A 24,211-nucleotide genomic window follows, 5' to 3' on the forward strand; every position below is an offset into this window, starting at 1 on the left:
GGGGAAGGTGGTCAGCATGTGGGGCAGGTTCCGCAAAGCCGGGGGAAGGGTCGCCGATGCCTTGCGAACGGAGCAGAAGGCCGGTGAGGACACGCGTCCGCACAATCTTTTCGAGGCCGCGGCTACCTATGTCACGGCCTGCGCGGACGACGACCAGGCGCGGGCCGACGAGGCGGCGGGCTGGGTGTCGCCGGAGGCCCTTTCGTTCGGCGTGAACGAGCTGGCCTGCCGCGCCGTGATCGCGCTCGCCCGGGAACGCGGCGAGTCGCCGGGGGCCGTGGCCCGCGACTTGCTGGGGCTGCGGGCGGCGTGATGCACACCGGCTGGCGGGCCGATTCGCCCCGTCCGCCGGAAAACTGCAGGTCCGCGAGCGCATGCGAGGCAGTGACAAGGGGCTTGCGGGCGCACTAGGGTGCGCGCCGGTGGACGAACCGATGGGGAGGCTGGGATGGCCGGGACGGACGAGGAAGCCGTCGCCGCCGAGGACGATGCGCTCTATGTGCTGACGGCGGTGTTGCTGACGCCGGCGAAGTTCCCGAGCGTGCTGGGCGACGACTACCCCGAGGCATGCGCGGCGCTCGGTCTCGCACCCCTCGCCGACGGGTACGGCCTGGTACTCGGCCAGGACGGCGAGGGTGCCCGGTGGACGGTGGCCATCGACGACGTCTCGCTGGTGGCCGTCGCGATCGCGTCCTGGGACTGCGGCATGGAGTACGAGCTGTCGCCCGACGAGCGCACGGTCGTCGCGGCCCTGCCCGGCTGGCCTCTCGCGGTCGCCGTCGCGGCCCCCGGGGTGCCCGCGCCGCACGATCCGGACCCGGAGGCCGACGACCGGCCCCCGCTGGCTCCACCGGATACGACCGTGTGGGGCCCGGCCCAGCGGCGCCTGGGCGCCGACGAGATCGCACTGCAGTGGGCGACGTGGCGGGAGCAGATCGACGACGCGGAGTTCCCGACGGGGGCGACCGCGGGGGCGACCTCCGACGACGAGGGCGGGACGGCCGACGGTCCGGACGGACGCGGGGAGAGCGGGCAGAAGGGTGGCCACAGTGGCATCCGGCGCGTCCTCGCGGAGGTACGCACCTATATCGACACGCCGCCGCCACTGGGCCGGGTCCGGTCGTCCTTCGCGCCGGGCGACGCCCGGACCCTGCGGGCCGACGGTCCGGGCTGGTCGCTCGTCGCCAGGACCGACGACATCGCTTTCGTGCTGCTCGACGAGGAACCCGGCGAGGTCCTGCCGGTGGGCCGGGGGCCGGAACTGCCGGGTCTCCTCGAGGCACTGGACAAGATGGCCGTACGGCCGAACTGAGCCGGTTCGGCCGTGCCGAGCATCACGATCGCCGACTGCAGCGAACTCCCGCCTGGACAGGGTTCGGCCGCGCCGAGCACGTTCAGCCCTGCCGAGCTTGTTCGGCCTGGCCGCTGCGGTGCGGACGGGCCCAGGTCGCTGCGGGCCGGGCAGCCCCGGGTCTGCGCCTCAGCGGCCGAGCTCCTTGCGGGTGGCGCGGCGCAGCCTGCGCCGCTGCGACGGGTCCAGCGTGAGGTACGCGGCGGCCGGGACTCCCAGGATGATCAGGAGCGATGCCCACCAGGGCAGCCAGATCAGCAGGATGAGCCCGACCGCCACACCGCCTGCGGCGATCTTGGCGTTCTTCGACATGACTGTCGCCTCCTTCGCGGCCAGTGCCGCTCTCTGTCTCGAAAACGGACCTGCGTTCACTGCGGTTCCGGACCGCGACCCTGAGACATCCCTGAGGTACACCCCTGACGCACCCCTGAGACCTCCATGGTGACTCAGCTCACAGCCCAGCCATACCCATGCGCACCGGAAGTGCTGTACTCTCGGCGACTCCGCCCTCACTAGTCAAATTTGAGGAATCAGCCATAGCCGAGCATCCGACTCCCCCGGCACCCTCCTCCGACATCTCCGAACTGGCTCTCTGCCACTCCGTGTTCCTGCCCGGCGACCCCCCACGCACCGGGAGTGTCGCCTTCTGGCGGCCCGACGGAGCTGCACCTCCGCCAGTGGCCTCCTCGTCCGCCGCGGACCTGACCGTCGTCGTGCCGCATGACGGCGGGGTCAGGGAAGCGAGCGTGCCCGCCGTCGTGGCGCCGGCGCGCACGGCCCTGCCCGTCCTCATGCGCGCGCGTGCCGGCGGGCAGGGACACCGCTCCACCGTCTTCTGGGGCGCGGCGGCGCTGCACGCCCTGCACCTCGTCGCGCGCGGACTGCTGCTGCCGGGGCTGTCACCGGGCGACCACGACGCCTGGCGCGCGGGCCCGCTGAGCGCCCAGGACATCGAGGACCTGCGCCGCCTCGCCGCCGCGATGCCGCCCGAGGCGCACGCCGCGCCCCTGGCAGGTGCCGGGTCGCTGCGGCTGCCCGACCCGGAGCAGCTCCTGCGCGCCTTCCTCGACGCGGTCGCCGACACTCTGCCGCGCTCCCCCGCCGCTCCGCTGGTGACGGGCGGTCCCGCCTATGCGGCACCGGAGCCGGTGCGGCTGCCCGAGCAGCGCGCCTGGGCCGCCGATGTCGCGGCGGGCCACGACGCGGGCGTACGGCTGTCGCTGCGGATCGAGGCGGACGGCTTGACGGACGCGGCGGACGACGGCACGGACGTGACGTTCCGGGCCGTGCTGCAGGTGCACAGCGTCAGCGATCCGGCGCTCGTCGCGGACGCCGCGGACGTCTGGGCCGGCACCGGGGGCGAGGCCTTCGGTCCGCGGGCGCGGATGGACGCACTGCTCGCCCTGCGCCGGGCGGCCCGGGCCTGGGCCCCGCTCACCCCCCTGCTGTCCGCGGCCGTGCCGGACGCGGCCGAACTGGCCGACGAGGAGGTCACCGAGCTCCTCGGGGCGGGCGCCCTCGCACTGAGCGCGGCCGGGGTCGACGTGCACTGGCCGAAGGGGCTGTCCCGTGAGCTCAGCACGCGCGCGGACGTGGGGCCTTCCGACGACGGACCGGAATCCGGCGCGACCGTCGCGGCCATGCCGTCGTTCCTGTCCGCCGACGCACTGCTCGCCTTCACGTGGTCGTTCGCCGTGGATGACAGGCGGCTGGACCGTGAAGAGCTGGACCGCCTGGCCGAGGCGAAGCGCCCGGTGGTACGGCTGCGCGACCAGTGGGTCCTGATCGACCCTCAGGAGGCGCGCCTGGCACGCTCCCGGCAGGACCGCAAGGTGACTCCGGTGGACGCCCTGGGCGCGGCCCTGACGGGCTGGGCGGAGGTGGACGGCCGCCGGGTCGAGGTGCGGCCCACCGGGTGGCTGGCGGCCCTCCGGGAGCGGCTCGCGGATCCGGAGGCGCAGCAGGCCGTGGAGCAGCCGCCCGCCCTCGCCGCCACCCTGCGGGACTACCAGCGGCGAGGCCTGAACTGGCTCGCCGGTATGACGTCGCTGGGCCTTGGTTGCTGTCTCGCCGACGACATGGGGCTGGGCAAGACGATCACCCTGATCGCGCTGCACCTGCACCGGCAAACCGACGCCGGGTCCGCCGGACCCACCCTGGTGGTCTGCCCGACGTCCCTGATGGGCAACTGGCAGCGGGAGATCGAACGGTTCGCGCCCGGCACACCCGTTCGGCGCTTCCACGGGGCGCGGCGCGGCCTGGACGGGCTCGCGGACGGGGAGTTCGTGCTCACCACGTACGGCACGATGCGCCTGGACGCGCCCCGGCTCGCCGGGGTGCCGTGGGGCATGCTCGTTGCGGACGAGGCCCAGCACGTGAAGAACCCGTACTCCTCGACGGCGCGGGAGCTGCGTTCCATCGGCGCACGCGCGCGTGTGGCGCTCACCGGCACCCCGGTGGAGAACAACCTGTCGGAGCTGTGGGCGATCCTCGACTGGACGACCCCGGGGCTGCTGGGCCGGCTCGGCACCTTCCGCAGGCGGTACGCGGAAGCCGTCGAGGGCGGTCAGGACCCGGCCGCGGCCGACCGGCTGGCCAGGCTCGTACGTCCGTTCCTGCTGCGCCGCCACAAGTCGGACCCCGGGATCGCGCCCGAGCTGCCGCCGAAGACGGAGACCGATCACGCGGTCTCGCTCACCCAGGAGCAGGCGGCGCTGTACGAAGCCGTGGTGCGTGAGGCGCTCGCGGAGATCTCCGGCGCCGGCAGTATGGCCCGGCGGGGCCTGATCGTGAAGCTGCTGACCGGTCTCAAGCAGATCTGCAACCACCCGGCGCAGTACCTCAAGGAGGAGCGGCCGGTGATCTCGGGGCGCTCCGGGAAGCTGGAGTTGCTGGACGAGCTGCTCGGCACGATCCTCGCTGAGCGAGCGGGCGTGCTGGTGTTCACGCAGTACGTGCAGATGGCTCGCCTCCTCGAACGGCACCTCGCCGCCCGCGGCACGCCCTCGCAGTTCCTCCACGGGGGGACGTCGGTCGCCGAGCGCGAGGCCATGGTGCGGCGCTTCCAGGACGGCGAAGTGCCGGTGTTCCTGTTGTCGTTGAAGGCGGCGGGCACCGGGTTGAACCTCACCCGGGCCGAGCATGTCGTGCACTACGACCGCTGGTGGAACCCCGCCGTCGAGGCGCAGGCGACCGACCGCGCGTACCGCATCGGCCAGACCCGGCCCGTGCAGGTGCACCGGATCGTCGCGGAGGGAACGATCGAGGACCGCATCGCCGAACTGCTGCTGCGCAAGCGGGAACTGGCGGACGCGGTCCTGGGCGCCGGCGAGGCGGCGCTCACGGAACTGACGGACGCGGAACTGGCGGATCTGGTCGAACTGCGAGGGGGCCTGCGATGACTCGGCACGATGGGGACATGGAACGCACCTTCGCCGCGCTGCCACCCGCGCACGGGCGGGGCTTCGCCGAGACCTGGTGGGGCCAGGCCTGGCTGAAGGCCCTGGAGGGCACGGCGCTGGACACCAAGCAGCTCAAGACGGGCCGCCGGCTTGCCCGCGCGGGCGCTGTCGGGGCGGTGTCGGTGCGTCCGGGGCGGCTGACAGCCGTCGTCCAGGACCCCGACGGTTCGGCGCACCGGGCCGACGTGCTGCTGGAGGAGCTCTCACCCGGGCAGTGGGACCGCTTCCTGGACATGACGGCGGAACGGGCCGGTCATGTGGCGGCGCTGCTGGACCGGGAGATGCCGCCGCACCTGGTCGAGGACGCGGCCGACGCGGGCGTCGAACTGCTGCCCGGTCTGGGCGACCTGGAGCCGGAGTGCGACTGCGAGGCCTGGGACCACTGCGGGCACACGGCGGCCCTCTGCTACCAGGTGGCACGGTTGCTGGACCAGGACCCGTTCGTGCTGCTGCTGATGCGCGGACGCGACGAAACCGCCCTGCTGGAGGACCTGCAGGCGCGCAGCGGGGCCTCGGCGGTGAGCTCCTGCGGGCCGGAGGGCGTGGACGCGGCCGAGGCGTACGCCGCCGGTGACATCCTGCCGCCGCTCCCGGACCTGCCCGGACTCCCCGGTGCACCCGGCCTTCCGCCGTCCCTGGACACCGATACACCCCCTGCCCCCGGCATCGACCCGGCCGCGCTGGCGTTCCTGGCCGCGCGGACGGCCGCAGGGGCGCACCGCCTGCTCGCGGAGGCGCTCCGGGGCACCGCCCACGAGGAGTTGACGGCGGCGCAGGACGCCGTGCGGCTGGCCGCGGGCGCCCCCGGCCGGGAGATGAACGACCGGCTCGCCGACGGGTCGGGGCGTGGGCGTGAGGGGCTGGCGACGGCCGTGCGCGCCTGGCGTCACGGCGGGACGGCCGCACTCTCCGTCCTGGACGAGGAGTGGCGTGTGGAGGGCGAGACGCTCGCACGCGCGTGTGCCGCCCTTGAGTCGGCCTGGGACACCGCCGAACGGCCGGAGCTGCGGCCGCGGGGCAACCGGTGGACGGTCGCCGGTGCGCCGGTCCAGCTGCGCCTCGGCCGGGACGGCCGCTGGTGGCCCTACCGCAAGAAGCGCGGCCGCTGGCTGCCCGCGGCAGGCCCGGCCAAGGATCCGGCGACGGCACTGGCCTCCGTGACGGGCCCGGCGTCGGCGGAACCCGCCCCCGAAGAAGGGAACTCCCTGTGACACTCACGTGGTACGGCCCGGACGTCCTCACCGTCGCCGACGAGTTCACCGAGGCGTACGCCGAGGTCTTCACGGCACCGCCTTGGGAGCCCCGGGACGCCGAGGAGGCCCGGCTGGAGTTCCGTGAGCGGCTGGAGACGGACGTGCGCCGTCCGGGTTTCCGGGCGGTGCTGGCGCTGTCGGAGGACGGCGGGGTGGACGGTTTCGCCACGGGCTGGACCACCCAGGCGCCCTTCCGAACCGACCGTGCCTACGGAAAGGTGACCCGGCGGCTCGGTGCCGAGCGGGTGAACGAACTCCTCGTGGGCCACTTCGAGATCGACGAACTGGGCGTGCGCTCCCGGGCCCGCGGTACGGGTCTGGGGCGGCGGCTGCTGTCCGCTCTCAGCTCCGGCGCACCCGGCGGCCGGGCCTGGTTGATGACCTGGAACGGCGCCCCGGACGCACTGGCCTTCTACCGCCGGGCCGGATGGCAGGAGCCGGAACCCCTGCCGGGTGAGGAGACGGACATGGTGGTGTTCGTCGCCCCCGGGCCGGCCTGACGGCGACACCTCCGGTTTCGGGCGGGGAGGGCCTCAGGGCACCAGGTCGGAGGCGTCAGGGCACCAACTCGCCCTCGTTCAGGGACGGCAGGAGCGATGCGAAGCCGCTCGGCAGATCGCTGGGCATATCGCTCGGGAGCCCAGTGGGGAAGCCCGACGGCAGCCGGGTCGGCAGCCCGCTCGGCAGCCCCGTGGGCAGCTCCGTGGGGATGCCGAAGGACGGGTCCGGAGAGCGGCTCGTGCTCCCGCCGGACGGCTCGGCGTCCGGCGAGCCGCCCCGGTCCGAGGCCATCAGCACCACGAGGGACACGGCGGCGACGGCCGCGAGCACGGCGAGCAGGATCAGCAGGGGATTCCGGCGCCTGGGAGGCCTGGGCGGATGCGGCGGTACGGGCGGCAGGGCCATACCGACAGAGTCGCCGCGCACCGCTCAGACCGGCAGGGGCGCGCGGAAGCTGATACGGACTCATGGCGTGGATCGCATGATTCCGCGGCATGACGGGCCCTGCGGCCGACCCGGCCGACACCGGCCGGCGGACCCGGCCGGCCGCCGGGCCCGCACGCGCGCGTGGACTCAGCCACGTGCCCCCAGCAGATGGTCCATCGCCAGCTGGTCCAGCTGCTCGAACGCCATGCCGCGTGCGGCAGCCGCCTCCACGTCGAACGCCTCGAACGCCGACCGGTCGGCGAGCAGTGCCTGGAGGCCGTCCGCGGCGGTGGGCTGGGCCAGCTCGTCGAGACGGGCCGCGCGCAGGGCTTCCTGGACCTCCGGGTCGGCGCGGAAGGCGGCGGCGCGCTCCTTGAGGATGAGGTAGTTGCGCATGCAGCCGGCCGCCGAGGCCCACACGCCGTCGAGGTCCTCGGTGCGCGGCGGCTTGAAGTCGAAGTGGCGCGGTCCGCTGTAGCCGGCCGACTCCAGCAGGTCGACCAGCCAGAACGCGGCGCGCAGGTCACCGGCGCCGAAGCGCAGGTCCTGGTCGTACTTGATACCGGACTGGCCGTTGAGGTCGATGTGGAACAGCTTGCCCGCCCACAGCGCCTGCGCGATGCCGTGCGGGAAGTTCAGCCCGGCCATCTGCTCGTGCCCGACCTCGGGGTTCACGCCGTACAGCTCCGGCCGCTCCAGGCGCTCGATGAACGCCAGGGCGTGGCCCACGGTCGGCAGCAGGATGTCGCCGCGCGGCTCGTTGGGCTTGGGCTCGATGGCGAAGCGCAGGTCGTAGCCCTGGGAGGTGACGTACTCGCCGAGCAGGTCGAAGGCCTCCTTCATCCGGTCCAGGGCGACGCGGACGTCCTTGGCGGCGCCGGACTCGGCACCCTCGCGGCCGCCCCAGGCCACGTACACCTCGGCGCCGAGCTCGGCGGCGAGGTCGATGTTGCGGATGGTCTTGCGCAGGGCGTAGCGGCGCACGTCGCGGTCGTTGGCGGTGAACGCGCCGTCCTTGAAGACCGGGTGCGTGAAGAGGTTGGTGGTGGCCATCGGGACCTTCATGCCCGTGGCGTCCAGCGCCTGCCGGAAGCGCTTGATGTGCGCCTCGCGCTCGGTGTCGCCGGAGCCGAACGGGATCAGGTCGTCGTCGTGGAAGGTCACGCCGTGGGCGCCCAGCTCGGCCAGGCGCTGCACCGTCTCGACCGGGTCGAGGGCACGCCGTGTGGCGTCGCCGAAGGGGTCCCGTCCCTGCCAGCCGACGGTCCACAGGCCGAAGGTGAACCTGTCCTCGGGGGTGGGCTGGTAGCTCATGCCGCGGCTCCTTGCTCGCTGGGGCTATTCGTCATGCCGATTTACAAATTAGTATGCGAGCACCTCTCTGGGAAGAGACAAGGTGCCTCCGAACGGAGACACGTGCCGCGCGCAGTAGGGAGAAGCCCGATGTCAGCAGCCGAGGGTCCGCTCGTCGTCGGTGTGGACTCGTCCACCCAGTCCACCAAGGCGCTGGTCGTCGACGCGTCCACCGGCCGGGTGGTCGCGAGCGGCCAGGCGCCGCACACGGTCTCCTCGGGGGCGGGGCGCGAGACCGATCCGCGCCAGTGGTGGGACGCGCTGTGCGAGGCGCTGCGCCAGTGCGGTGACGCGGCGCACGAGGCCGCCGCCGTGTCGGTCGGCGGGCAGCAGCACGGCCTCGTCACCCTGGACGGCCGGGGCGAGCCGGTGCGGCCGGCCCTGCTGTGGAACGACGTGCGTTCGGCGCCGCAGGCCCGCCGGCTGACCGAGGAACTGGGCGGCGCGAAGTTCTGGGCCGACCGCACCGGAAGCGTGCCCGCGGCCTCCTTCACGGTCACGAAGTGGGCGTGGCTGGCCGAGCACGAGCCGGAGGCGGTGCGTGCCACCCAGGCGGTGCGCCTCCCCCACGACTACCTCACCGAGCGGCTCACCGGGCAGGGCACGACCGACCGCGGCGACGTCTCCGGTACGGGCTGGTGGGCCTCCGGGACGGAGGCGTACGACGAGGAGATCCTCGCGCACGTGGGGCTCGACCCGGCGCTGCTGCCGCGGGTGGTCGGGCCCGGCGAGGTGGCGGGCACGGTGCGCGACGGCCACGACCTGCCGTTCTCCCGGGGCACGCTGGTCGCGCCCGGCACGGGAGACAACGCCGCCGCCGCGCTGGGCCTCGGAGTGCGGCCGGGCGTGCCGGTGATGAGCCTCGGCACCTCGGGCACGGTGTACGCCGTGTCGCGGCACCGGCCCGCCGATCCGAGCGGCACGGTGGCGGGTTTCGCCGACGCTCGCGGCGACTGGCTGCCGCTGGCCTGCACCCTGAACTGCACGCTCGCCGTCGACCGTGTCGCGGCGCTGCTGGGCCTGGACCGCGAGGCCGTGGAGCCCGGCACCGCCGTGACGCTCCTGCCCTACCTGGACGGCGAACGCACCCCGAACCTGCCCAACGCCTCCGGCCTGCTGCACGGCCTGCGCCACGACACGACCGCGGGCCAGCTGCTCCAGGCCGCCTACGACGGAGCCGTGCACTCCCTGCTCGGCGCGCTCGGCCTGGTCCTCGACGAGGACGCCGACCCCTCGGAGCCCCTGCTGCTGATCGGCGGCGGCGCCCGGGGCACCGCCTGGCAGCAGACCGTGCGGCGGCTGTCGGGGCGTCCCGTGCAGGTGCCCGAGGCCAAGGAGCTGGTCGCGCTCGGCGCCGCCGCGCAGGCGGCCGGGCTGCTCACCGGGGAGGACCCGGCGGCGGTCGCGCGACGCTGGGACACGGCGGCCGGGCCGGTGCTCGACGCCGTCGAGCGGGACGAGGAGACGCTGGCCAGGATCGCCGGGGTACTCTCCGACGCGGCTCCGCTGCTGGAGCGGCCCACGGACACCCACTGAGGACTGGCGTCAGGCATGACCGCACCCCTGCACGAGGCCCGTCCCTCCGGACCGGGACGCGCGCTGCCCGACACCCAGCAGGGCATGCGCCGCCGCAACCTCGCCCGCGTCCTGCACGCCGTCCGCGCCGAGGGGCCGCTGTCCCGGGCCGCCGTCGCCTCACGGATCGGCCTGACCCGGGCGGCGGTCTCGACGCTCGTCGACGAGCTCATCCGCTCGGGGCTCCTGGAGGAACTGGGGCCCGAGCGGCCCGGCCGGGTGGGCCGGCCCGGTTCCGCGCTGGCCGTCAGCGGTCGCGGCCCGACGGGCATCGGCGCGGAGGTCGGCGTCGACCATCTCGCGGTCTGCGCCGTCGACCTGCGCGGCACGACCCGGGCGCGGGCGATACGGCAGGGAGCGAACCGCGACCGCTCCCCTGAGCCCGTGCTCGCGGAACTCAGCGAACTGATCCGGCAGGTCGTCGCCGAGGCGGAGGGCGAGGGCCTGTGGCCGGCCGGACTCGCCGTGGCCGTGCCGGGCCTGGTGGCGCGTGACGGCCGGACCGTCGTGCGCGCCCCGAACCTCGGCTGGCACGACACGGACCTCGGCACGCTGCTGCCGGCCGGCCTCCCGCTGACGGTGGACAACGAGGCCAACTTCGGCGCCCTCGCCGAACTCTGGCTGGGGGAGGACACGCCCCGCGACTTCCTGCACGTCTCGGCGGAGATCGGTATCGGTGCGGCGGTCGTGGTGGACGGCGGGCTGCTGCGCGGAACCCGCGGTTTCGCGGGCGAGTTGGGTCACGTGCCGGTGCGGCCGGACGGGCCGGAGTGCGCCTGCGGCGGCCGGGGCTGCCTGGAGCAGTACGCGGGTGAGGAGGCCGTGCTGCGTGCGGCCGGCCTGGAACCCGACGAGGACCGGGTCGGGCTGCTCGCGGGGCGCGCCGCACAGGGCGACGAGAACGTGCGCGGTGCCCTGCGCGACGCGGGGACGGCGCTCGGTGTGGCCCTGACCGGGGCGGTCAACCTGCTCGACCCGGAGAGCGTGGTCCTGGGCGGGGAACTGTCCGGTCTCGCGCCCTGGCTGCTGCCCTCGGTGCGGGATGAGCTGGCGCGGCGTACGGCAGGTCCGGTCTGTCCCGTCTCCGTGTCCCGGCTGGGACCCGAGGGCCCGCTGCTGGGGGCCGCGCACTCGGTGGTCCGGGCGGTGCTGGACGATCCGGCCGCTGTCGCCGGGCAGGCCTGAAACGGGCCGTCGGCCACCGTCGCCGGCTGGGTCCGGCGCGGTCTCCCCCGTCCCCGTCCTTCCGCCCCGATCACCCGACCGGGTGAGGGAGTTGTCCACAGTCGCGGCCCCGTCCACCGCATCGCCACGCGTCCTCATGGCCGGCCGGCAGGCGCCGTAACTTGATCACGCGGGCCGCGACCGCAACGGCCGCCGCACCGCGCAGTTGAGCAAGAGACACCCTCCCGCGGAGCCCGGAAGGCACACACCCATGGAACGAAGCATGGAACGGAACACGGTACGGAACATGGACCGGAACACGGAACCGACCACCCGCTTCCCCAGCAGGCGAGGCATCCTCGCGGGCGCCGCCCTCACCGCCGTCCCCGCCGTCCTGCTCTCCGGCACCCGGGCCGATGCCCGGCCCCGGGCCGTCGACCACCCCGGAGCGGCGTGGCACCCCGCGAGCCGCAGGAACTACACGCCGTCGAACCGCCCCCGTGCCCATCCACTGCACTACGTGATCATCCACGTGGCGCAGACGACCTACTCCGGCACCCTGTCCGTCTTCCGGAACCCCAGGACGAAGGTGTCCGCGCACTACGTGGTGCGCTCCTCCGACGGACATGTCGCGCAGTGCGTGCGCGATTCCGACATCGCCTGGCACGCGGGGAACTGGGACTACAACACCCGCAGCATCGGCATCGAGCACGAGGGCTGGGTGGACCGGCCCGGGTACTTCACCGACGCCATGTACGAGCGGTCGGCCCGGCTCACCGCGGCGATCTGCGAGAGGTACGACATCCCGAGGAACCGGGCGCACATCATCGGCCATCACGAGGTACCGGGCAGTGACCACACCGACCCGGGCCGGCACTGGGACTGGAAGCGCTACCTCAGACTCGTCAAATCCGCCTGAGAACCAGGTCGGAAGCCCTCCGATCCACCTCACGTCCCGGTTACAAATCGCTCAACCTCTGGTTGCGGACCGGTAAGCAGGCGACGATGGGGCCATGACTCTGGCCCAGCGCGCCATGGAGCGCCTGCAGGCCTGGCCCGACCTCATGGCGGGCCCGGCGAGTTGCGGTACCGGAAAGGCGCTCCGTTCCGTCCGTGACGAGATCGTTCACTTCCACTCCTCACGGGACGTGGACCTCCACCTCACTCGCCGGGCCATCCAGCGGATCCATTCCGACCTCGCCGGTTCGAGCGCGATCCACCTGCTGCCCGGATCGGGCTGGGTGACGATCCACCTCGACTGCGAGGCGGACGTCGACCTGCTGCTGAGCCTGGTGAGCATCGCCCTCAAGGCCCACCAGGCGCCCCCCGCCGATGACGACGGGCGGCAGCCCGCCGGGTGCAACTTCCGCCGGGTCACGGTGCTTCCGCGTGACGCCGTGGCGGGCGGCTGAACGTTGGCGGACGAACCGGAGGCGGTCAACGCCGAGGCCTGGGACACATACGGGGCGCACCATCTGCGACGGGGCACGGTACTACCCGAAGTGCCGGACATCGACTGGGGGTTCGAAGGCGGCGGGCCGGGGAGCAAGGTGCTCGGGGAACTGACGGGCCGACGGGTGCTGGACCTCGGGTGCGGTACGGCCCGGCACGCCGCCCACCTGGTCCGGGCCCACGGCGCGCTGGTGGACGCGGTCGACGCCTCGGCCGGGCAGTACGAGCGGGCCCGGGCCCGCTACCGCTCACTGCCCGGGCTGCGGCTGGTCCTCGGCGACGCCGTGGAGCATCTGCGTGCGGCGGAGCCGTACGACGTCGTCTACTCCGTCAACGCCGTCCCGTACGTCGATCCGCACCGGCTGCTGCCCGCCCTCGCCGGGGCGCTGAGGCCGGGTGGCAGGCTCTGCTTCACGGTGCTGCACAGCAACAGCCGGGGTGACGGGCCGTCGGACCGGGTCGCCGCCCGGCCCGAGGTGCTGCGACTGGCGGGTGGCGGTGAGGTCACCGTCCGGATGTGGGTGCTCACGCCGGAACTCTGGACGGCGCTGCTCACCGAGTACGGGCTTCGCGTGGAGGGGATCGACGTCCTCGACACGCCGGAGGAGAGCAACCGGGCCTCCTACCGGCTCTTCCGGGTGACCCGGCCCGTCAGGGTCTCCTCCCGGCCGCGCGTCGACAAGGCGCCGCCGGCGCACGCCGCGATCGGGGTGGGTGCCGTCCTGTACGGTCCGCGCGGGCTGCTTCTGGGCCGGCACCGGCGCGGGACGTGGGAGCTGCCGGGCGGGACGGTGGAGCCCGGCGAGTCGTTGCAGGAGACGGTCGTGCGGGAGCTCGGCGAGGAGACGGGCCTCGCGGCGCGGTCCGAGGACGTCCGGCTGCTCGGGACGCTCCTGGACGACGCGGGCGGGGTCGTCCGCGTGACCGTGCCCGCCCTGGTCACCGGCTGGCGGGGGGAGCCGTCGGACCAGCCCGGGGAGAGCGTGGGCCGCTGGCGCTGGTTCGCCCTGGACCGGCTGCCGGAGCAGCTGTTCGTGTGCAGCGCGCAGGCCCTCACCGCTTGGCGGCCCGGACTGCCGATCGACCACACGCCCGCGCACTACACGCCGTACGCCACCGGAACGGACGACAGCTGAAGCACCCAGAGGGGTGCGATTTTTCAGCCGTTCCCGCGCAGCAGGCGCTCAGCCGCCCTGCCGGCCGCCGTGGTCTGGTGCACTGCCCCTGAGAGTCCCGACAGTTGACGAGGCATCAGGGGGCACGGTGGCAGGTCGTCGCAGGCGACGGGGTGCAGGCAGAGCGGTACTGGCGTTTCTCACGGCGTTCGGCGCGCTGACCGGTGCGGCCCTGGCGGGGGCGGCTCCGGCCGGCGCCGTCCAGAAGGGCGTGCGGGTCACACCGGGAGTGACGTACGAGGAGTTCGACATCACGGCGGCCAAGGGGGTGACGCACGCACATGTACTGAGGGTCGACCTGGGCAACCCGCAGGTCCGGGTCGATCTGCTGTACCCGGGGGCGGTGGCCGCACGGGCGCGGGTCTCGGCGATGGCGGACAGCCAGGGCGCGGTGGCCGGTGTCAACGGCGACTTCTTCAACATCACCGAGACGCAGCACCCGGGTGTCGAGGCGACCGGCGCGAGTGTGGGTCCGGCGATCGCGGCCGGGCGGACCCTCAAGGCGGCCGTGCCGAACGGCCAGCGGTTCGGGCCCGCGCTGCCGCCCGGCACGACCACCGAGGACGTCTTCGGCGTCGGCACCGACGGGCGGGCGCGGCTGGACCGGCTGACGCTGGAGGGGTCGGTGAGTACGGCCGAGGGGCAGCTGCCTCTCGGCGGGCTCAACCAGTACGCCCTGCCGGTGGGTTCGGTCGGTGCGTTCACCTCCGAGTGGGGCAGCGTCTCCCGGGTGCGCGCCACCTGTGGCACGGACACCGACCGTGCCGCTCCGTGCAGCACGGACACCTATGAGGTGACGGTCCGCGACGGCCGGGTCGTCTCGGCCGCCGACACCCCGGGCAGCGGTCCCATCGCCGCGGGGACCACCGTGCTGGTCGGCCGGGAGGCGGGTGCCCAGCAGCTGCGCAAGTTCTCCACCGGTGAATCGGTCGAGGTCGAGCACGGCCTCGTGGGGGCCGGGGACGGCGTCGCCTACCAGCTCGCCGTCGGCGGCTACCCGGTGCTCGCCGGCGGGCAGCCGCTGCCGGGGCTCGACGACACGACGTCGGCCGTCCGTACCGCCGTGGGGACCGCCGAGGGCGGGCGGCGGCTGCTGCTGCTCGCGCTGGACGGCGCCGCCGCCTACCGCAGCGGCCTGACGATCGCCGAAGTCGCCGGAACCCTGCGGAAGCTGGGCGCGGAGGACGCTTTCAGCCTGGACGGCGGCGGGTCGTCGACCCTGGTCGCGCGCAGTCCCGGCGCGAGCGCGGTCTCCGTGCGCAACCATCCCAGCGGCGGCGCCGAGCGCCCCGTCCCGAACGGTATCGGCGTGTTCTCGGGGTGACGTCAGGGCCGCAGGCCGCTGACGATCTCGGCCGTCGCGGTGAGGCCGCTGTGGATGGTGGGGGCGACGCTGGTGCTGGCCAGTGAGAAGCCGAGCAGCAGGCAGACCAGCGCGTGGGAGATCTTCAGTCCGCCGTTGCGCAGGAAGATCACCGCAAGGATCGCGAGCAGCAGCACCACAGAGATGGAAATGGCCATCGTCAACTCCTCCGCCACGTCGCCATGTCCGGTTCACGGCGTTCGGCCGCAAGTGTGGCGTAGTGGAGGGTTCGTCCGGGCGGCTGAGCTGTCCGCCGAACGTGTGGTGTCCCGCTGCCGCCCCTAGACCGCCCGCCGGGCGTCGAGGAACGCCTCCAGTCCGGCGAGGTCGTCGGTGTTGAGGTGGTCGACACCGGCGGCGAGCAGTTCGCCCCAGAGCGCGTCGCGGGCAGGCCCGGCCAGGTCCGGGGTCGCCCAGAACCGCACCTTCTGCCCCCGCTTGTGGGCGGTCCTGACGATGCCCCGCAGCTTCTGCCGCTCGGCGTCCGGGAAGGCGCCGACCCCCCGCCAGGTGAAGTTGAGCGTCCAGTTGTCGCTGATCAGCGGGATGAAGGAGGCCGGTGCCGGGCTGCCGAGGTCGGCGAGGCGGCCGTCGTAGAAGGCGCGCCGGACGGTCTGGGTCTCCATGGGCGCGCGGGCCGCGCGGTCGCCGGAGATCACGGCTGTGACCGGGCCGTGGTGGACGCGGCCGTGGGCGTACGTGGTGAACAGGTGCCGGTGGCGCCTGAGGTGACGGTCGAGTTCGCGGTACGTCGAGGAACCCTCGGTCTTGATGTCGATGAGCAATTGCAGCGAACCCCGGTAACCCCGGTACACCGTGCCGCGGTTGGCGCGGACGCGGGCGGCGAGCGGGTCGAGGTAGAGGGAATCCAGGGTGCGGGAGGGGTCGAGGTCCTCCGGGTCGTGGGCGACGAGGAGTTGGTCGCCGACGAGGTAGATGTCCGCCTCGACGCTGCCGAAGCGGTGGTCGAGGGCGTCGAACAGGGGGCGCAGGTGCTCGTAGTCGTTGTGGGCGTGGGCGCGCCACAACGGGCGGGGCCTGTTCGTGCGTTCGCCGGCCGGTGCGGGGGCGGCGGGGAGGGCGATCGAGCCCGCGAGGGCTGCGCCGAGGGTGGTGAGGGCCGTGCGACGGGTGGTGAGGGCCATGCTCTGCCTCCCTGGAGATGCCGTACGGGGACCCTGCGAGTATGGGGCCCCGGCAGCTCAAGGAGCAGGCCTGGGAACGGAGTTGGCCGGACCGCCGCCACGCGTTCACTTCACCGGGCATGGCACAGGGAAAGGCCCGCCCCTGGTGGGGCGGGCCTTTCCGGGGAATCCAGCCGTGCAACGGCGTCGGCCCATGGGCGTCAGGGGGCCTCAAGGTCGGCCAGTGCGGCCAGTGCCTCCCGGTGGGCGCCCGCCGTGCCGTAGGCGATCGAGTCGGCCTTGGCGCGCTTGAGGTACAGGTGCACGGGGTGCTCCCACGTCATGCCGATGCCGCCGTGCAGTTGCAGGGCTTCCTCGGCGGCGTGCACGGCCACGGGTGCCGCGTAGGCCTGGGCGACGGTGACGGCCACGTCCACGTCGTCGCCGTTCGCCAGGGCGTCGGCGGCGTTGCGGGCGGCCGCACGGGTGTTGACGACCTCCAGCCACAGCTGGGCCAGCCGGTGCTTGACCGCCTGGAAGCCGCCGACGGGCCGGTTGAACTGTTTGCGTTCCTTCAGGTAGCGGACGGTCTCCGTCAGCGTCCACTCGGCGAGCCCGAACTGCTCGGAGGCGAGCAGCCCGGCGCCGGCGCGCAGGGCTCGGCGCACGGCGGGTTCGGCGTCGCCCAGCAGCCGGCCCGGCGCTCCGTCGAGGGTGACGGTCGCGAGCGGCCGGGTCAGGTCCAGGGAGATCTGGGGCGTGACGGTCGCGGTGGTGGCGTCGACGGCGTACAGACCGCCGTCGTCGGCGGGAACGAGCAGCACGTCGGCGACGGCCGCGTCGGCGATGCCGGTCAGTTCGCCGTGCAGCAGCCCGTCCTCGTGCCGGACGACCCGGTATGCGGCGCCCGGTGCGACGTTGAGGGCGACCGCGAGGGCGCCGATCGTCGTGCCGGTCGCGAGGTCGCGCAGGAGGTCGTCGGTGCCGCAGGCCAGCAGGGCTTCGGTGGCGACGACCGCGCTCGTCAGGTACGGCACGGGCGCGACCGCGCGTCCCAGTTCCTCCAGCACGACGGCGGCTTCGCGGTGCGTGGCGCCCTGGCCGTCGAGTTCCTCGGGAACCAGCAGGCCGGCGAGGCCCATGCCGTCGGTGAGTGCCTTCCACAGGGCCAGGTGGTGCGGGGTGCCCGACTCGGTGCGGGCGATGACGCCGGGGGCGTCGCAATGGTCGGTGAGCAGGTCGCGCACGGCGGCGCGCAGCGCCTCTTCCTCTTCCGAGTACAACAGGTCGCGCTCGTTCTTCACCGGGCCAGGTCCTTCCAGGCGACGTCCTTGTCGGTGCGCGGCTCGGGGGGCAGGCCCAGGACGCGCTCGGCGACGATGTTCAGCAGGACCTCGCTGGTCCCGCCCTCGATGCTGTTGCCCTTGGAGCGAAGGTAGCGGTAGCCCGCGTCACGGCCGGTGAAGTCGACCAGCTCCGGGCGCCGCATGGTCCAGTCGTCGTACAGCAGGCCCTCCTCGCCGAGGAGCTCCACCTCCAGGCCGCTGATCTCCTGGTTGAGGCGGGCGAAGGCCAGCTTCATGCCGGCGCCCTCGGGGCCGGGCTGGCCCGCGACGAGCTGCTGGCGCAGCCGCTCGGCGGTGAGGCGGGAGACCTCGGACTCCACCCACAGCTTCAGCAGCCGCTGGTGCAGGTCGTGGGTGCGCAGTTCGGGCCGCTCGCGCCAGGTCTTCGAGATCGGGCCGATCATGCCGCCCTCGCGGGGCAGTCGCATGCCGCCGATGGCCACGCGCTCGTTGTTGAGCGTGGTCTGGGCGACCTTCCAGCCGTCGCCGATCTCGCCGAGGCGGCGCGTGTCGGAGATGCGGACGCCGGTGAGGAACACCTCGTTGAACTCGGCCTCGCCGGTGACCTGCCGCAGCGGGCGCACCTCGACGCCCGGATCGGTCATGTCGCACACGAAGTACGTGATGCCCCGGTGCTTGGGCACGTCCGGGTCGGTGCGGGCGATGAGGATCGCCCAGCGGGCGACATGGGCGCTGGACGTCCAGACCTTCTGCCCGTTGACGACCCAGTCCTCGCCTGCGCGCACGGCCCGGGTGCCCAGGGCGGCGAGGTCGGATCCGGCGCCCGGCTCGCTGAACAGCTGGCACCAGACCTCCTCCCCCGTCCACAACGGCCTGAGGAACCGCCGCTTCTGCTCCTCGGTGCCGAACTGGAGGATCGTCGGCGCGGCCATACCCAGGCCGATGCCGATGCGCCGCGGGTCGTTGTCGGGCGCCCCGGCGCTCTCCAGCTCGGCGTCCACGACGGACTGCAGGGAGCGGGGAGCGCCGAGTCCGCCGAGGCCCTCCGGGTAGTGGACCCAGGCGAGTCCGGCGTCGAAGCGGGCCCGCAGGAAGTCCAGGCGGTCGGTGGAGGCCGGCGGATGGGCCGCCAGCAACTCCCGGGTACGGCTGCGCAGTTCCTCGGCGCCGGTCATGCTGCCTCCTCCATGACGACCGCGATCCTGCCGGTGGTCAGACCGTCGGCCACCTTCTGCACGGCGCCGGCGGCGCCGCCGAGCGGCACGCGCTCGCTCACCAGCGGCTTGATGGCGCCCCGGGCGGCCAGGCCGGTGAGCTGCTCGTGGCAGTGCTGGACCAGCTTGGGGTTCTTGGTGTTGTACAGGCCCCAGTGCAGGCCGAGGATCGAGTAGTTCTTCACCAGGGCGTGGTTCAGGCCCGGGCTGGGGATGGTGCCGCTGGCGAAGCCGACGACCACGATGCGTCCTTCGAAGGCGACGGCCTTGGCGGACTGGGTGTAGGCCTCGCCGCCGACCGGGTCGTAGATCACGTCGGCGCCCCGGCCGCCGGTGGCCTCCTTGACGGCGGCGACGACGTCCTCGCAGCGCCGGTCGATCACGACGTCACAGCCCAGCTCGCGGGCGACGGACGCCTTCCCGGAGCCGCCGACGACACCGATGACGGTGGCGCCGGCGGCCTTCCCGAGCTGCACGGCCGCGCTGCCGACCCCTCCAGCGGCAGCGTGGACGAGCAGGGTCTCGCCGGCCTCCAGACCGGCCCGGCGGTGCAGGCCGAACCAGCCGGTCTGGTAGCCGATGTGCAGGGCCGCTGCCTCGGCGTCGTCCAGGGCGTCCGGCGCGGGCAGCAGCGTGGCGGCGTCCGCGACGGCGTACTCGGCGAAGCCGCCGTGGGGCAGCGCCGGGTTGGCGATCACCCGGCGGCCGTCCTCGGTCTCGCCGCAGATCTCCACGCCCGGGGTGAACGGCAGCGGCGGCCTGACCTGGTACTGGCCGCGGCAGAGCAGGGCGTCCGGGAAGTTGATGTTGGCCGCACGCACCTTCAGCAGGACCTGGCCGTCACCGGGGGTGGGCGGCTCCACGTCCTGGAGCCGCATCACCTCGCCCGGCTCGCCGTTCTCGTGCACTTGCCATGCCTGCATGCGGGGCCTCCACGGGGGACTGCTGTGTCTGACCGGGGTCGGTTCGCATACTAAGCGGTCGCTTGCCCATGAGGGAACAGGTGCCGGGCAAATCCCGCCCGGGGGATTCCCTTGGGTGGCGCGCCTTCCCTGCCCGGAGGGCCTCCCGTACGTCACGCGCCCTTCCCCGCCCAGAGGGCCTCCCGTACGTCACCGCCCTTCCCTGCCCGGAGGGCCTCCCGTACGTCACGCGCCCTTCCCTACCCGGAGGGCCTCCCGTACGTCACGCGCCCTTCCTGCCCGGAGGGCCTCCCGTGCGTCACGCGCCCTTCGGCCGCGCCCGCACATGCATCCGCTCGCCCTGCGGCCCGAACAGGCTGAGGAACTCCACCGGCCCCTCCCCCGTCGACCCGAACCAGTGCGGTACCCGGGTGTCGAACTCGGCGGCCTCCCCCGCCGTGAGCACCACGTCGTGCTCGCCCAGCACCAGGCGCAGCCTCCCGGACAACACGTACAGCCACTCGTAGCCCTCGTGCGTCCGGGGATCCGGCTCCTGCCTGCGCTTCGGTTCGAGGACCTTGTAGGCCTGCAGGCCGCCGGGCTGGCGGGTGAGCGGCCAGTGGGTGCGGCCGCCCATCACGATCGGCTTGGACCGCACGCGCGGATCACCGGTCGGCGGGGCGCCGACCAGCTCGTCCAGCGCCACCTGGTGGGCGCGCGCGATCGGCAGCAGCAGTTCCAGACTGGGTTTACGCAGGCCGGACTCCAGCCGCGAGAGGGTGCTGACGGAGATGCCGGTGGTCTCGGAGAGCGCCGCCAGGGTCACCTCCCGGTCCTTGCGCATCTGCCGCAGCCGGGGGCCCACGCCCGCGAGTACCTCGTCCGTCGTCATGGCCGTATTGCAGTTTCGGCAACGTTGTTTGTCAATCCCGCGGGGCCGGGCGACGCTCGGCAGCGGAGGTGGTCACATGACCGAGAAGTACGCAGTGGTCGTCATCGGCGGGGGCACGGCGGGCCTGTCCGCCGCGCTGGTGCTGGGACGGGCCCGGCACCGCACGCTGGTGATCGACGCAGGTGAGCCGCGCAACGCGCCCGCCGCGCACATGCAGGGCTACCTGTCCCGGGACGGCATGCCGCCCGCCGAGTTCCTGGCCGCCGGCCGGGAGGAGATCGCGCGCTACGGCGTGGAGCTCGTACGGGACCGGGTGGTGGAGGTGGAGAAGGGCGCGGACTTCACAGTGGTGGCGGCCGGCGGCCGGAGCGTGCGGGCCCGGCGGCTCGTCGTGGCCACGGGTCTGAAGGACGAGCTGCCCGCGGTGCCCGGGGTCGCCGAGCGATTCGGCCGGGACGTGCTGCACTGCCCCTTCTGCCACGGCTGGGAGGTGCGCGACCAGCCGTTCGGGGTGCTGGCCACGAGCCCGGCGAGCGTGCACCAGGCGCTGATGGTGTCCCAGTGGTCGAAGGACGTGCGGTTCTTCCTGCACACGGTCGCCGAGGAGGAACTGTCCGACGAGGATCTGCGCCGGCTCGCCGCGGCCGGGGTGGATGTGGTGCCCGGGGAGGTCGCGGAGCTGGTGACCGAGGACGACCGGCTCACCGGCGTCCGGCTCGCGGGAGGTACGACGCACCCCCGCTCGGTGCTCTTCACCGCCCCGCGGGCCGTACCGCAGACCGGCCTGCTGGAGCGGCTCGGGGCCGAGCTGCACGAGACGCCGTTCGGCGCGTATCCGGTCGTCGACGCGACCGGCCTGACGACCGTGCCCGGCGTGTGGGCCGCGGGCAACGCCGTCGGCTTCGCCGAGCAGGTTGTGCACGCGGCGAGCGGCGGGTACCGGGCGGCGTCCGCGATCGTCGGGGACCTGCTGATGACGGACCTCGACGCGGCAGTGCGGCGGCAGAGCCCCGCGTGACCACGCGACGCTCACCGGGCCCCGGCCCGGGTCAGGACAGGCGCAGATCGATCCAGGGAACGGTTTCGCCCGGCAGCACATACCGCTCGATCTCGACGAAGCCGTGCGTGCGGGCGAACCGCAGCCCGTCCTCGTTCGAGGACAGGACCACCGTTTCGATCACCCTGGCTCCCGACTGCCGTGCCCGGTCCAGCCCGCGCGCATAGAGCTCCCCGCCGAATCCCTGCCCGCGGTGGGGGCCGAGCACGCGGGCGATCACCGTGGCCGTCGCGGTGTCGTCCGCCGGCGGGCGTACGGTGCTGCAGCCCACGAGCACATCACCGAGGTGGGCGACTTCCAGGTGATGGCGCTCGGCCCGGTCGCGCACGTCGTCCATCGACAGATGGTGCGTGGGAATGACCGTGTTGTGGACGTGCTGCCAGTCCCAAAGCGCGCTGTCGTCGTCAGGCCGGCGGATGCGGAGTTCGGGCATCGCAGCAGAACAACCCGCGTGCGCCGGGTACGTCAACTGGTCTGCTGCCGCGCCGCCGAAGCGGGGCGGGGCCGATGCCGCACGCCCGGCGAAGCCGTGCCGGGGCCGACGGACCCGGTCGCCCAGGTGTAGAGGCCCCCTCCGGGGTGCACCATGGCTGCATGCTGCTGCACCGGCTGGCCCGAGTGTCCCGGGAGGTCGCCGCCACCTCGGCGCGGTCCCGGAAGACGGCCCTGCTCGCGGAGCTCTTCCGGGACGCCGAGGCGCAGGACGTGCCGATCGTCATCCCGTACCTGGCGGGACGGCTGCCGCAGGGGCGGATCGGCGTCGGCTGGAAGGTGCTGAGCCGCCCGGTCGCCCCGGCGGCCGAGCCGGGTCTGACCGTGCGGGACGTGGACGCCCGGCTCGCGGAGCTCGCCGCGGTGTCCGGTCCGGGTTCCCAGGCGGAACGGACCCGGCTGGTCGCGGAGTTGATGGGCGCGGCCACCGAGACCGAGCAGCGGTTCCTGCTCGGCCTGCTCACCGGCGAGGTCCGGCAGGGCGCCCTGGACGCGGTGGCGGTCGAGGGACTGGCCCAGGCGACGGGTGCGCCTTCCGCGGACGTACGGCGGGCCGTGATGCTCGCGGGTTCCCTCCAGACGGTGGCCGAGGCGCTGCTCGCGGACGGCCCCGCCTGCCTCGACCGCTTCCGTCTCACCGTGGGCCGCCCGGTGCTGCCGATGCTGGCGCACAGCGCCTCCTCGGTGGCCGAGGCGGTCGACAAGCTGGGCGCCTGCGCGGTGGAGGAGAAGCTGGACGGCATCCGCGTCCAGGTGCACCGCGACGGCGACACCGTGCGGCTCTACACCCGCACCCTGGACGACATCACCGACCGTCTGCCCGAAGTGACGGCCGCCGCACTGGAGTTGCGGGGCGAGCGGTTCATCCTGGACGGCGAGGTGATCTCCTTCGACGAGGGCGGGCGCCCCCGCTCCTTCCAGGAGACCGCCGGCCGGGTCGGCTCCCGCACGGACGTGGCGACGGCCGCCCGCGCGGTGCCGGTCTCCCCCGTCTTCTTCGACGCGCTGTCCGTCGACGGCCATGACCTGCTCGACCTGCCCTTCGCCGAGCGGCACGCCGAGCTGGCCCGCCTGGTGCCCGAGCCGATGCGGGTGCGGCGCACGCTGGTGTCCGGGCCGGACGACACGCCCGCGGCGGAGGAGTTCCTGGCCGAGACCCTGAAGCGCGGCCACGAGGGCGTCGTCGCCAAGGCGCTCGACGCCCCCTACAGCGCGGGGCGGCGCGGCGCCTCCTGGCTGAAGGTCAAACCCGTCCACACCCTCGACCTGGTCGTGCTGGCCGCCGAGTGGGGCCACGGCCGCCGCACCGGCAAGCTCTCCAACCTCCACCTGGGCGCCCGCACCGCCGACGGCGGCCTCGCCATGCTCGGCAAGACCTTCAAGGGCATGACCGACGCGATGCTCACCTGGCAGACCGAACGGCTCCAGCAACTCGCCGTCGAGACCACCGGCTACGTGGTGACCGTTCGTCCGGAACTCGTCGTCGAGATCGCCTACGACGGACTGCAGCGCTCCACCCGCTACCCGGCCGGCGTGACCCTGCGTTTCGCCCGGGTGGTCCGCTACCGGGAGGACAAGCGCCCGGAGGACGCCGACACGGTCGAGACGCTGCTGGCGGCTCATCCGGAGGTGAAGCCGTGAAGCGCAGTGCGGGTCTGCTGCTCTTCCACACCACGGACCACGGCCTCGAAGTACTGCTCGGGCACATGGGCGGCCCGTTCTTCGCCCGGCGCGACGCCGGGGCGTGGACCGTCCCCAAGGGCGAGTACGAGCCGGACGAGCCCGCCTGGGAGGCCGCCCGGCGCGAGTTCCGGGAGGAAGTGGGGCTGGCCCCGCCCGACGGCGAGGCCATCGACCTCGGCGAGGTCCGGCAGACAGGCGGCAAGATCGTCACGGCCTGGGCGGTCCGGGCGGATCTCGACCCGGCGGCGATCGTGCCCGGCACGTTCCGGACGGAGTGGCCGCCGCGCTCCGGGCGGCTCCAGGAGTTCCCCGAGCTGGACCGGGTGGCGTGGTTCGGGCTCGACCGGGCCCGCGCGCTGATCGTCAAGGCGCAGGCGGCGTTTCTCGACCGGCTTGCGGAGCACTCGCCCTGAGGAGACGCTCCCGCGTTGCGGTCCCCACCGCCGCGCGGGAAGGTCGAGACACA

General features: G+C 73.6%; 24 protein-coding genes. 14 read left to right on the plus strand and 10 right to left on the minus strand.

The genetic code is table 11. The annotated features are described in order from the left end of the window. The first annotated feature begins 16 nt into the window (after nucleotides 1-16). Both A4E84_RS05800 and A4E84_RS05805 read left to right on the plus strand, forming a co-directional pair. Entirely contained in the window at nucleotides 17-313 is a 297-nt protein-coding gene (locus A4E84_RS05800; RefSeq protein ID WP_062931332.1) for a hypothetical protein, read from the plus strand. Between the two features lie 135 nt (nucleotides 314-448). After that, nucleotides 449-1,312 (plus strand): hypothetical protein, encoded by an 864-nt coding sequence (locus tag A4E84_RS05805; protein WP_062925509.1) that lies wholly within the window; start codon nucleotides 449-451, stop codon nucleotides 1,310-1,312. Nucleotides 1,313-1,480: 168 nt separating this feature from the next. Here the strand turns inward: A4E84_RS05805 and A4E84_RS05810 are convergent, their stop codons facing one another. Beyond that, a complete protein-coding gene (locus tag A4E84_RS05810; protein ID WP_010040978.1) occupies nucleotides 1,481-1,663 on the minus strand; it encodes a hypothetical protein in 183 nt (60 codons plus the stop codon). A gap of 158 nt (nucleotides 1,664-1,821) precedes the next feature. Here A4E84_RS05810 and A4E84_RS05815 point away from each other — a divergent pair, with 158 nt between their 5' ends. Genes A4E84_RS05815 through A4E84_RS05825 form a run of 3 tightly spaced genes read left to right on the plus strand, consistent with a single transcriptional unit; the run spans nucleotide 1,822 to nucleotide 6,565 of the window. Further along, complete coding sequence (locus A4E84_RS05815) at nucleotides 1,822-4,752, plus strand: DEAD/DEAH box helicase (RefSeq protein WP_237304860.1); 2,931 nt, start codon at nucleotides 1,822-1,824, stop codon at nucleotides 4,750-4,752. Then, nucleotides 4,749-6,023 (plus strand): SWIM zinc finger family protein, encoded by a 1,275-nt coding sequence (locus A4E84_RS05820; protein WP_062925510.1) that lies wholly within the window; start codon nucleotides 4,749-4,751, stop codon nucleotides 6,021-6,023. Before A4E84_RS05815 ends, A4E84_RS05820 begins: the two co-directional genes overlap by 4 nt. Next, nucleotides 6,020-6,565, plus strand: a complete 546-nt coding sequence (locus A4E84_RS05825) for a GNAT family N-acetyltransferase (protein ID WP_062925511.1) — start codon at nucleotides 6,020-6,022, stop codon at nucleotides 6,563-6,565. The genes A4E84_RS05820 and A4E84_RS05825 overlap by 4 nt, the downstream gene beginning before the upstream one ends. Before the next feature lie 55 nt (nucleotides 6,566-6,620). On the opposite strand, the gene A4E84_RS05830 is transcribed toward A4E84_RS05825, so the two are convergent. Next, nucleotides 6,621-6,971: a hypothetical protein gene (locus A4E84_RS05830; protein ID WP_062925512.1), complete on the minus strand. Its 351-nt coding sequence runs from the start codon at nucleotides 6,969-6,971 to the stop codon at nucleotides 6,621-6,623. Between the two features lie 168 nt (nucleotides 6,972-7,139). Beyond that, nucleotides 7,140-8,306 (minus strand): xylose isomerase, encoded by a 1,167-nt coding sequence (gene xylA / locus A4E84_RS05835; protein WP_062925513.1) that lies wholly within the window; start codon nucleotides 8,304-8,306, stop codon nucleotides 7,140-7,142. Nucleotides 8,307-8,435: 129 nt separating this feature from the next. Between xylA and xylB the strand changes: the two genes are divergently transcribed. The 6 genes from xylB to A4E84_RS05865 all read left to right on the plus strand — a co-directional run bounded on the left by xylB (nucleotide 8,436) and on the right by A4E84_RS05865 (nucleotide 15,035). After that, entirely contained in the window at nucleotides 8,436-9,881 is a 1,446-nt protein-coding gene (gene xylB / locus A4E84_RS05840; RefSeq protein WP_062925514.1) for a xylulokinase, read from the plus strand. Between the two features lie 15 nt (nucleotides 9,882-9,896). Beyond that, nucleotides 9,897-11,105, plus strand: a complete 1,209-nt coding sequence (locus tag A4E84_RS05845; RefSeq protein WP_062925515.1) for an ROK family transcriptional regulator — start codon at nucleotides 9,897-9,899, stop codon at nucleotides 11,103-11,105. Nucleotides 11,106-11,367: 262 nt separating this feature from the next. Then, nucleotides 11,368-12,003: an N-acetylmuramoyl-L-alanine amidase gene (locus tag A4E84_RS05850; RefSeq protein WP_418082182.1), complete on the plus strand. Its 636-nt coding sequence runs from the start codon at nucleotides 11,368-11,370 to the stop codon at nucleotides 12,001-12,003. A gap of 94 nt (nucleotides 12,004-12,097) precedes the next feature. Continuing rightward, entirely contained in the window at nucleotides 12,098-12,496 is a 399-nt protein-coding gene (locus A4E84_RS05855; RefSeq protein WP_062925516.1) for a luciferase domain-containing protein, read from the plus strand. A gap of 3 nt (nucleotides 12,497-12,499) precedes the next feature. Then, a complete protein-coding gene (locus tag A4E84_RS05860) occupies nucleotides 12,500-13,672 on the plus strand; it encodes a bifunctional class I SAM-dependent methyltransferase/NUDIX hydrolase (RefSeq protein WP_062925517.1) in 1,173 nt (390 codons plus the stop codon). Between the two features lie 127 nt (nucleotides 13,673-13,799). Further along, nucleotides 13,800-15,035 carry a phosphodiester glycosidase family protein gene (locus A4E84_RS05865; protein WP_079128880.1) on the plus strand — a complete coding sequence of 412 codons (1,236 nt, stop codon included), beginning with the start codon at nucleotides 13,800-13,802 and terminating at the stop codon, nucleotides 15,033-15,035. Nucleotides 15,036-15,037: 2 nt separating this feature from the next. Here A4E84_RS05865 and A4E84_RS05870 read toward each other — a convergent pair whose 3' ends face one another. From A4E84_RS05870 to A4E84_RS05895, 6 genes are all read right to left on the minus strand, one after another. Next, entirely contained in the window at nucleotides 15,038-15,232 is a 195-nt protein-coding gene (locus A4E84_RS05870) for a hypothetical protein (RefSeq protein ID WP_033307215.1), read from the minus strand. 123 nt (nucleotides 15,233-15,355) lie between these two features. Next, nucleotides 15,356-16,219 (minus strand): phosphatidylinositol-specific phospholipase C/glycerophosphodiester phosphodiesterase family protein, encoded by an 864-nt coding sequence (locus A4E84_RS05875; protein WP_062925518.1) that lies wholly within the window; start codon nucleotides 16,217-16,219, stop codon nucleotides 15,356-15,358. Nucleotides 16,220-16,419: 200 nt separating this feature from the next. Beyond that, nucleotides 16,420-17,502 carry an acyl-CoA dehydrogenase family protein gene (locus A4E84_RS05880; RefSeq protein WP_062925519.1) on the minus strand — a complete coding sequence of 361 codons (1,083 nt, stop codon included), beginning with the start codon at nucleotides 17,500-17,502 and terminating at the stop codon, nucleotides 16,420-16,422. Next, complete coding sequence (locus A4E84_RS05885) at nucleotides 17,499-18,680, minus strand: acyl-CoA dehydrogenase family protein (protein WP_062925520.1); 1,182 nt, start codon at nucleotides 18,678-18,680, stop codon at nucleotides 17,499-17,501. Before A4E84_RS05885 ends, A4E84_RS05880 begins: the two co-directional genes overlap by 4 nt. Beyond that, entirely contained in the window at nucleotides 18,677-19,642 is a 966-nt protein-coding gene (locus A4E84_RS05890) for an NADPH:quinone oxidoreductase family protein (RefSeq protein WP_062925521.1), read from the minus strand. Before A4E84_RS05890 ends, A4E84_RS05885 begins: the two co-directional genes overlap by 4 nt. A gap of 298 nt (nucleotides 19,643-19,940) precedes the next feature. Then, nucleotides 19,941-20,513: a helix-turn-helix domain-containing protein gene (locus tag A4E84_RS05895; RefSeq protein ID WP_062925522.1), complete on the minus strand. Its 573-nt coding sequence runs from the start codon at nucleotides 20,511-20,513 to the stop codon at nucleotides 19,941-19,943. A 76-nt stretch (nucleotides 20,514-20,589) separates the two neighbouring features. Between A4E84_RS05895 and A4E84_RS05900 the strand changes: the two genes are divergently transcribed. Next, the gene (locus A4E84_RS05900) at nucleotides 20,590-21,531 is read left to right on the plus strand and encodes an NAD(P)/FAD-dependent oxidoreductase (protein ID WP_062925523.1); all 942 of its coding nucleotides are present in this window, start codon (nucleotides 20,590-20,592) and stop codon (nucleotides 21,529-21,531) included. 31 nt (nucleotides 21,532-21,562) lie between these two features. Here A4E84_RS05900 and A4E84_RS05905 read toward each other — a convergent pair whose 3' ends face one another. Next, entirely contained in the window at nucleotides 21,563-22,003 is a 441-nt protein-coding gene (locus A4E84_RS05905) for a GNAT family N-acetyltransferase (RefSeq protein WP_062925524.1), read from the minus strand. Nucleotides 22,004-22,164: 161 nt separating this feature from the next. On the opposite strand from A4E84_RS05905, the gene A4E84_RS05910 reads away from it, so the two are divergent. Both A4E84_RS05910 and A4E84_RS05915 read left to right on the plus strand, forming a co-directional pair. Next, nucleotides 22,165-23,703 (plus strand): ATP-dependent DNA ligase, encoded by a 1,539-nt coding sequence (locus A4E84_RS05910; protein WP_062925525.1) that lies wholly within the window; start codon nucleotides 22,165-22,167, stop codon nucleotides 23,701-23,703. Beyond that, the gene (locus A4E84_RS05915) at nucleotides 23,700-24,158 is read left to right on the plus strand and encodes an NUDIX hydrolase (protein WP_062925526.1); all 459 of its coding nucleotides are present in this window, start codon (nucleotides 23,700-23,702) and stop codon (nucleotides 24,156-24,158) included. The genes A4E84_RS05910 and A4E84_RS05915 overlap by 4 nt, the downstream gene beginning before the upstream one ends. Nucleotides 24,159-24,211 lie beyond the last annotated feature (53 nt).

This window comes from Streptomyces qaidamensis (genome assembly GCF_001611795.1).
Lineage (GTDB): Bacteria > Actinomycetota > Actinomycetes > Streptomycetales > Streptomycetaceae > Streptomyces > Streptomyces qaidamensis.

Bases quoted from the DNA above. Each gene is read 5' to 3' on its own strand.
- A4E84_RS05800 (WP_062931332.1), top strand. From the start codon at position 17: ATGTGGGGCAGGTTCCGCAAAGCCGGGGGAAGGGTCGCCGATGCCTTG.
- A4E84_RS05805 (WP_062925509.1), top strand. From the start codon at position 449: ATGGCCGGGACGGACGAGGAAGCCGTCGCCGCCGAGGACGATGCGCTC.
- A4E84_RS05810 (WP_010040978.1), bottom strand. From the start codon at position 1,663: ATGTCGAAGAACGCCAAGATCGCCGCAGGCGGTGTGGCGGTCGGGCTC.
- A4E84_RS05815 (WP_237304860.1), top strand. From the start codon at position 1,822: ATGCGCACCGGAAGTGCTGTACTCTCGGCGACTCCGCCCTCACTAGTC.
- A4E84_RS05820 (WP_062925510.1), top strand. From the start codon at position 4,749: ATGACTCGGCACGATGGGGACATGGAACGCACCTTCGCCGCGCTGCCA.
- A4E84_RS05830 (WP_062925512.1), bottom strand. From the start codon at position 6,971: ATGGCCCTGCCGCCCGTACCGCCGCATCCGCCCAGGCCTCCCAGGCGC.
- xylA (WP_062925513.1), bottom strand. From the start codon at position 8,306: ATGAGCTACCAGCCCACCCCCGAGGACAGGTTCACCTTCGGCCTGTGG.
- xylB (WP_062925514.1), top strand. From the start codon at position 8,436: ATGTCAGCAGCCGAGGGTCCGCTCGTCGTCGGTGTGGACTCGTCCACC.
- A4E84_RS05845 (WP_062925515.1), top strand. From the start codon at position 9,897: ATGACCGCACCCCTGCACGAGGCCCGTCCCTCCGGACCGGGACGCGCG.
- A4E84_RS05850 (WP_418082182.1), top strand. From the start codon at position 11,368: ATGGAACGGAACACGGTACGGAACATGGACCGGAACACGGAACCGACC.
- A4E84_RS05855 (WP_062925516.1), top strand. From the start codon at position 12,098: ATGACTCTGGCCCAGCGCGCCATGGAGCGCCTGCAGGCCTGGCCCGAC.
- A4E84_RS05870 (WP_033307215.1), bottom strand. From the start codon at position 15,232: ATGGCCATTTCCATCTCTGTGGTGCTGCTGCTCGCGATCCTTGCGGTG.
- A4E84_RS05875 (WP_062925518.1), bottom strand. From the start codon at position 16,219: ATGGCCCTCACCACCCGTCGCACGGCCCTCACCACCCTCGGCGCAGCC.
- A4E84_RS05885 (WP_062925520.1), bottom strand. From the start codon at position 18,680: ATGACCGGCGCCGAGGAACTGCGCAGCCGTACCCGGGAGTTGCTGGCG.
- A4E84_RS05890 (WP_062925521.1), bottom strand. From the start codon at position 19,642: ATGCAGGCATGGCAAGTGCACGAGAACGGCGAGCCGGGCGAGGTGATG.
- A4E84_RS05895 (WP_062925522.1), bottom strand. From the start codon at position 20,513: ATGACGACGGACGAGGTACTCGCGGGCGTGGGCCCCCGGCTGCGGCAG.
- A4E84_RS05900 (WP_062925523.1), top strand. From the start codon at position 20,590: ATGACCGAGAAGTACGCAGTGGTCGTCATCGGCGGGGGCACGGCGGGC.
- A4E84_RS05905 (WP_062925524.1), bottom strand. From the start codon at position 22,003: ATGCCCGAACTCCGCATCCGCCGGCCTGACGACGACAGCGCGCTTTGG.
- A4E84_RS05910 (WP_062925525.1), top strand. From the start codon at position 22,165: ATGCTGCTGCACCGGCTGGCCCGAGTGTCCCGGGAGGTCGCCGCCACC.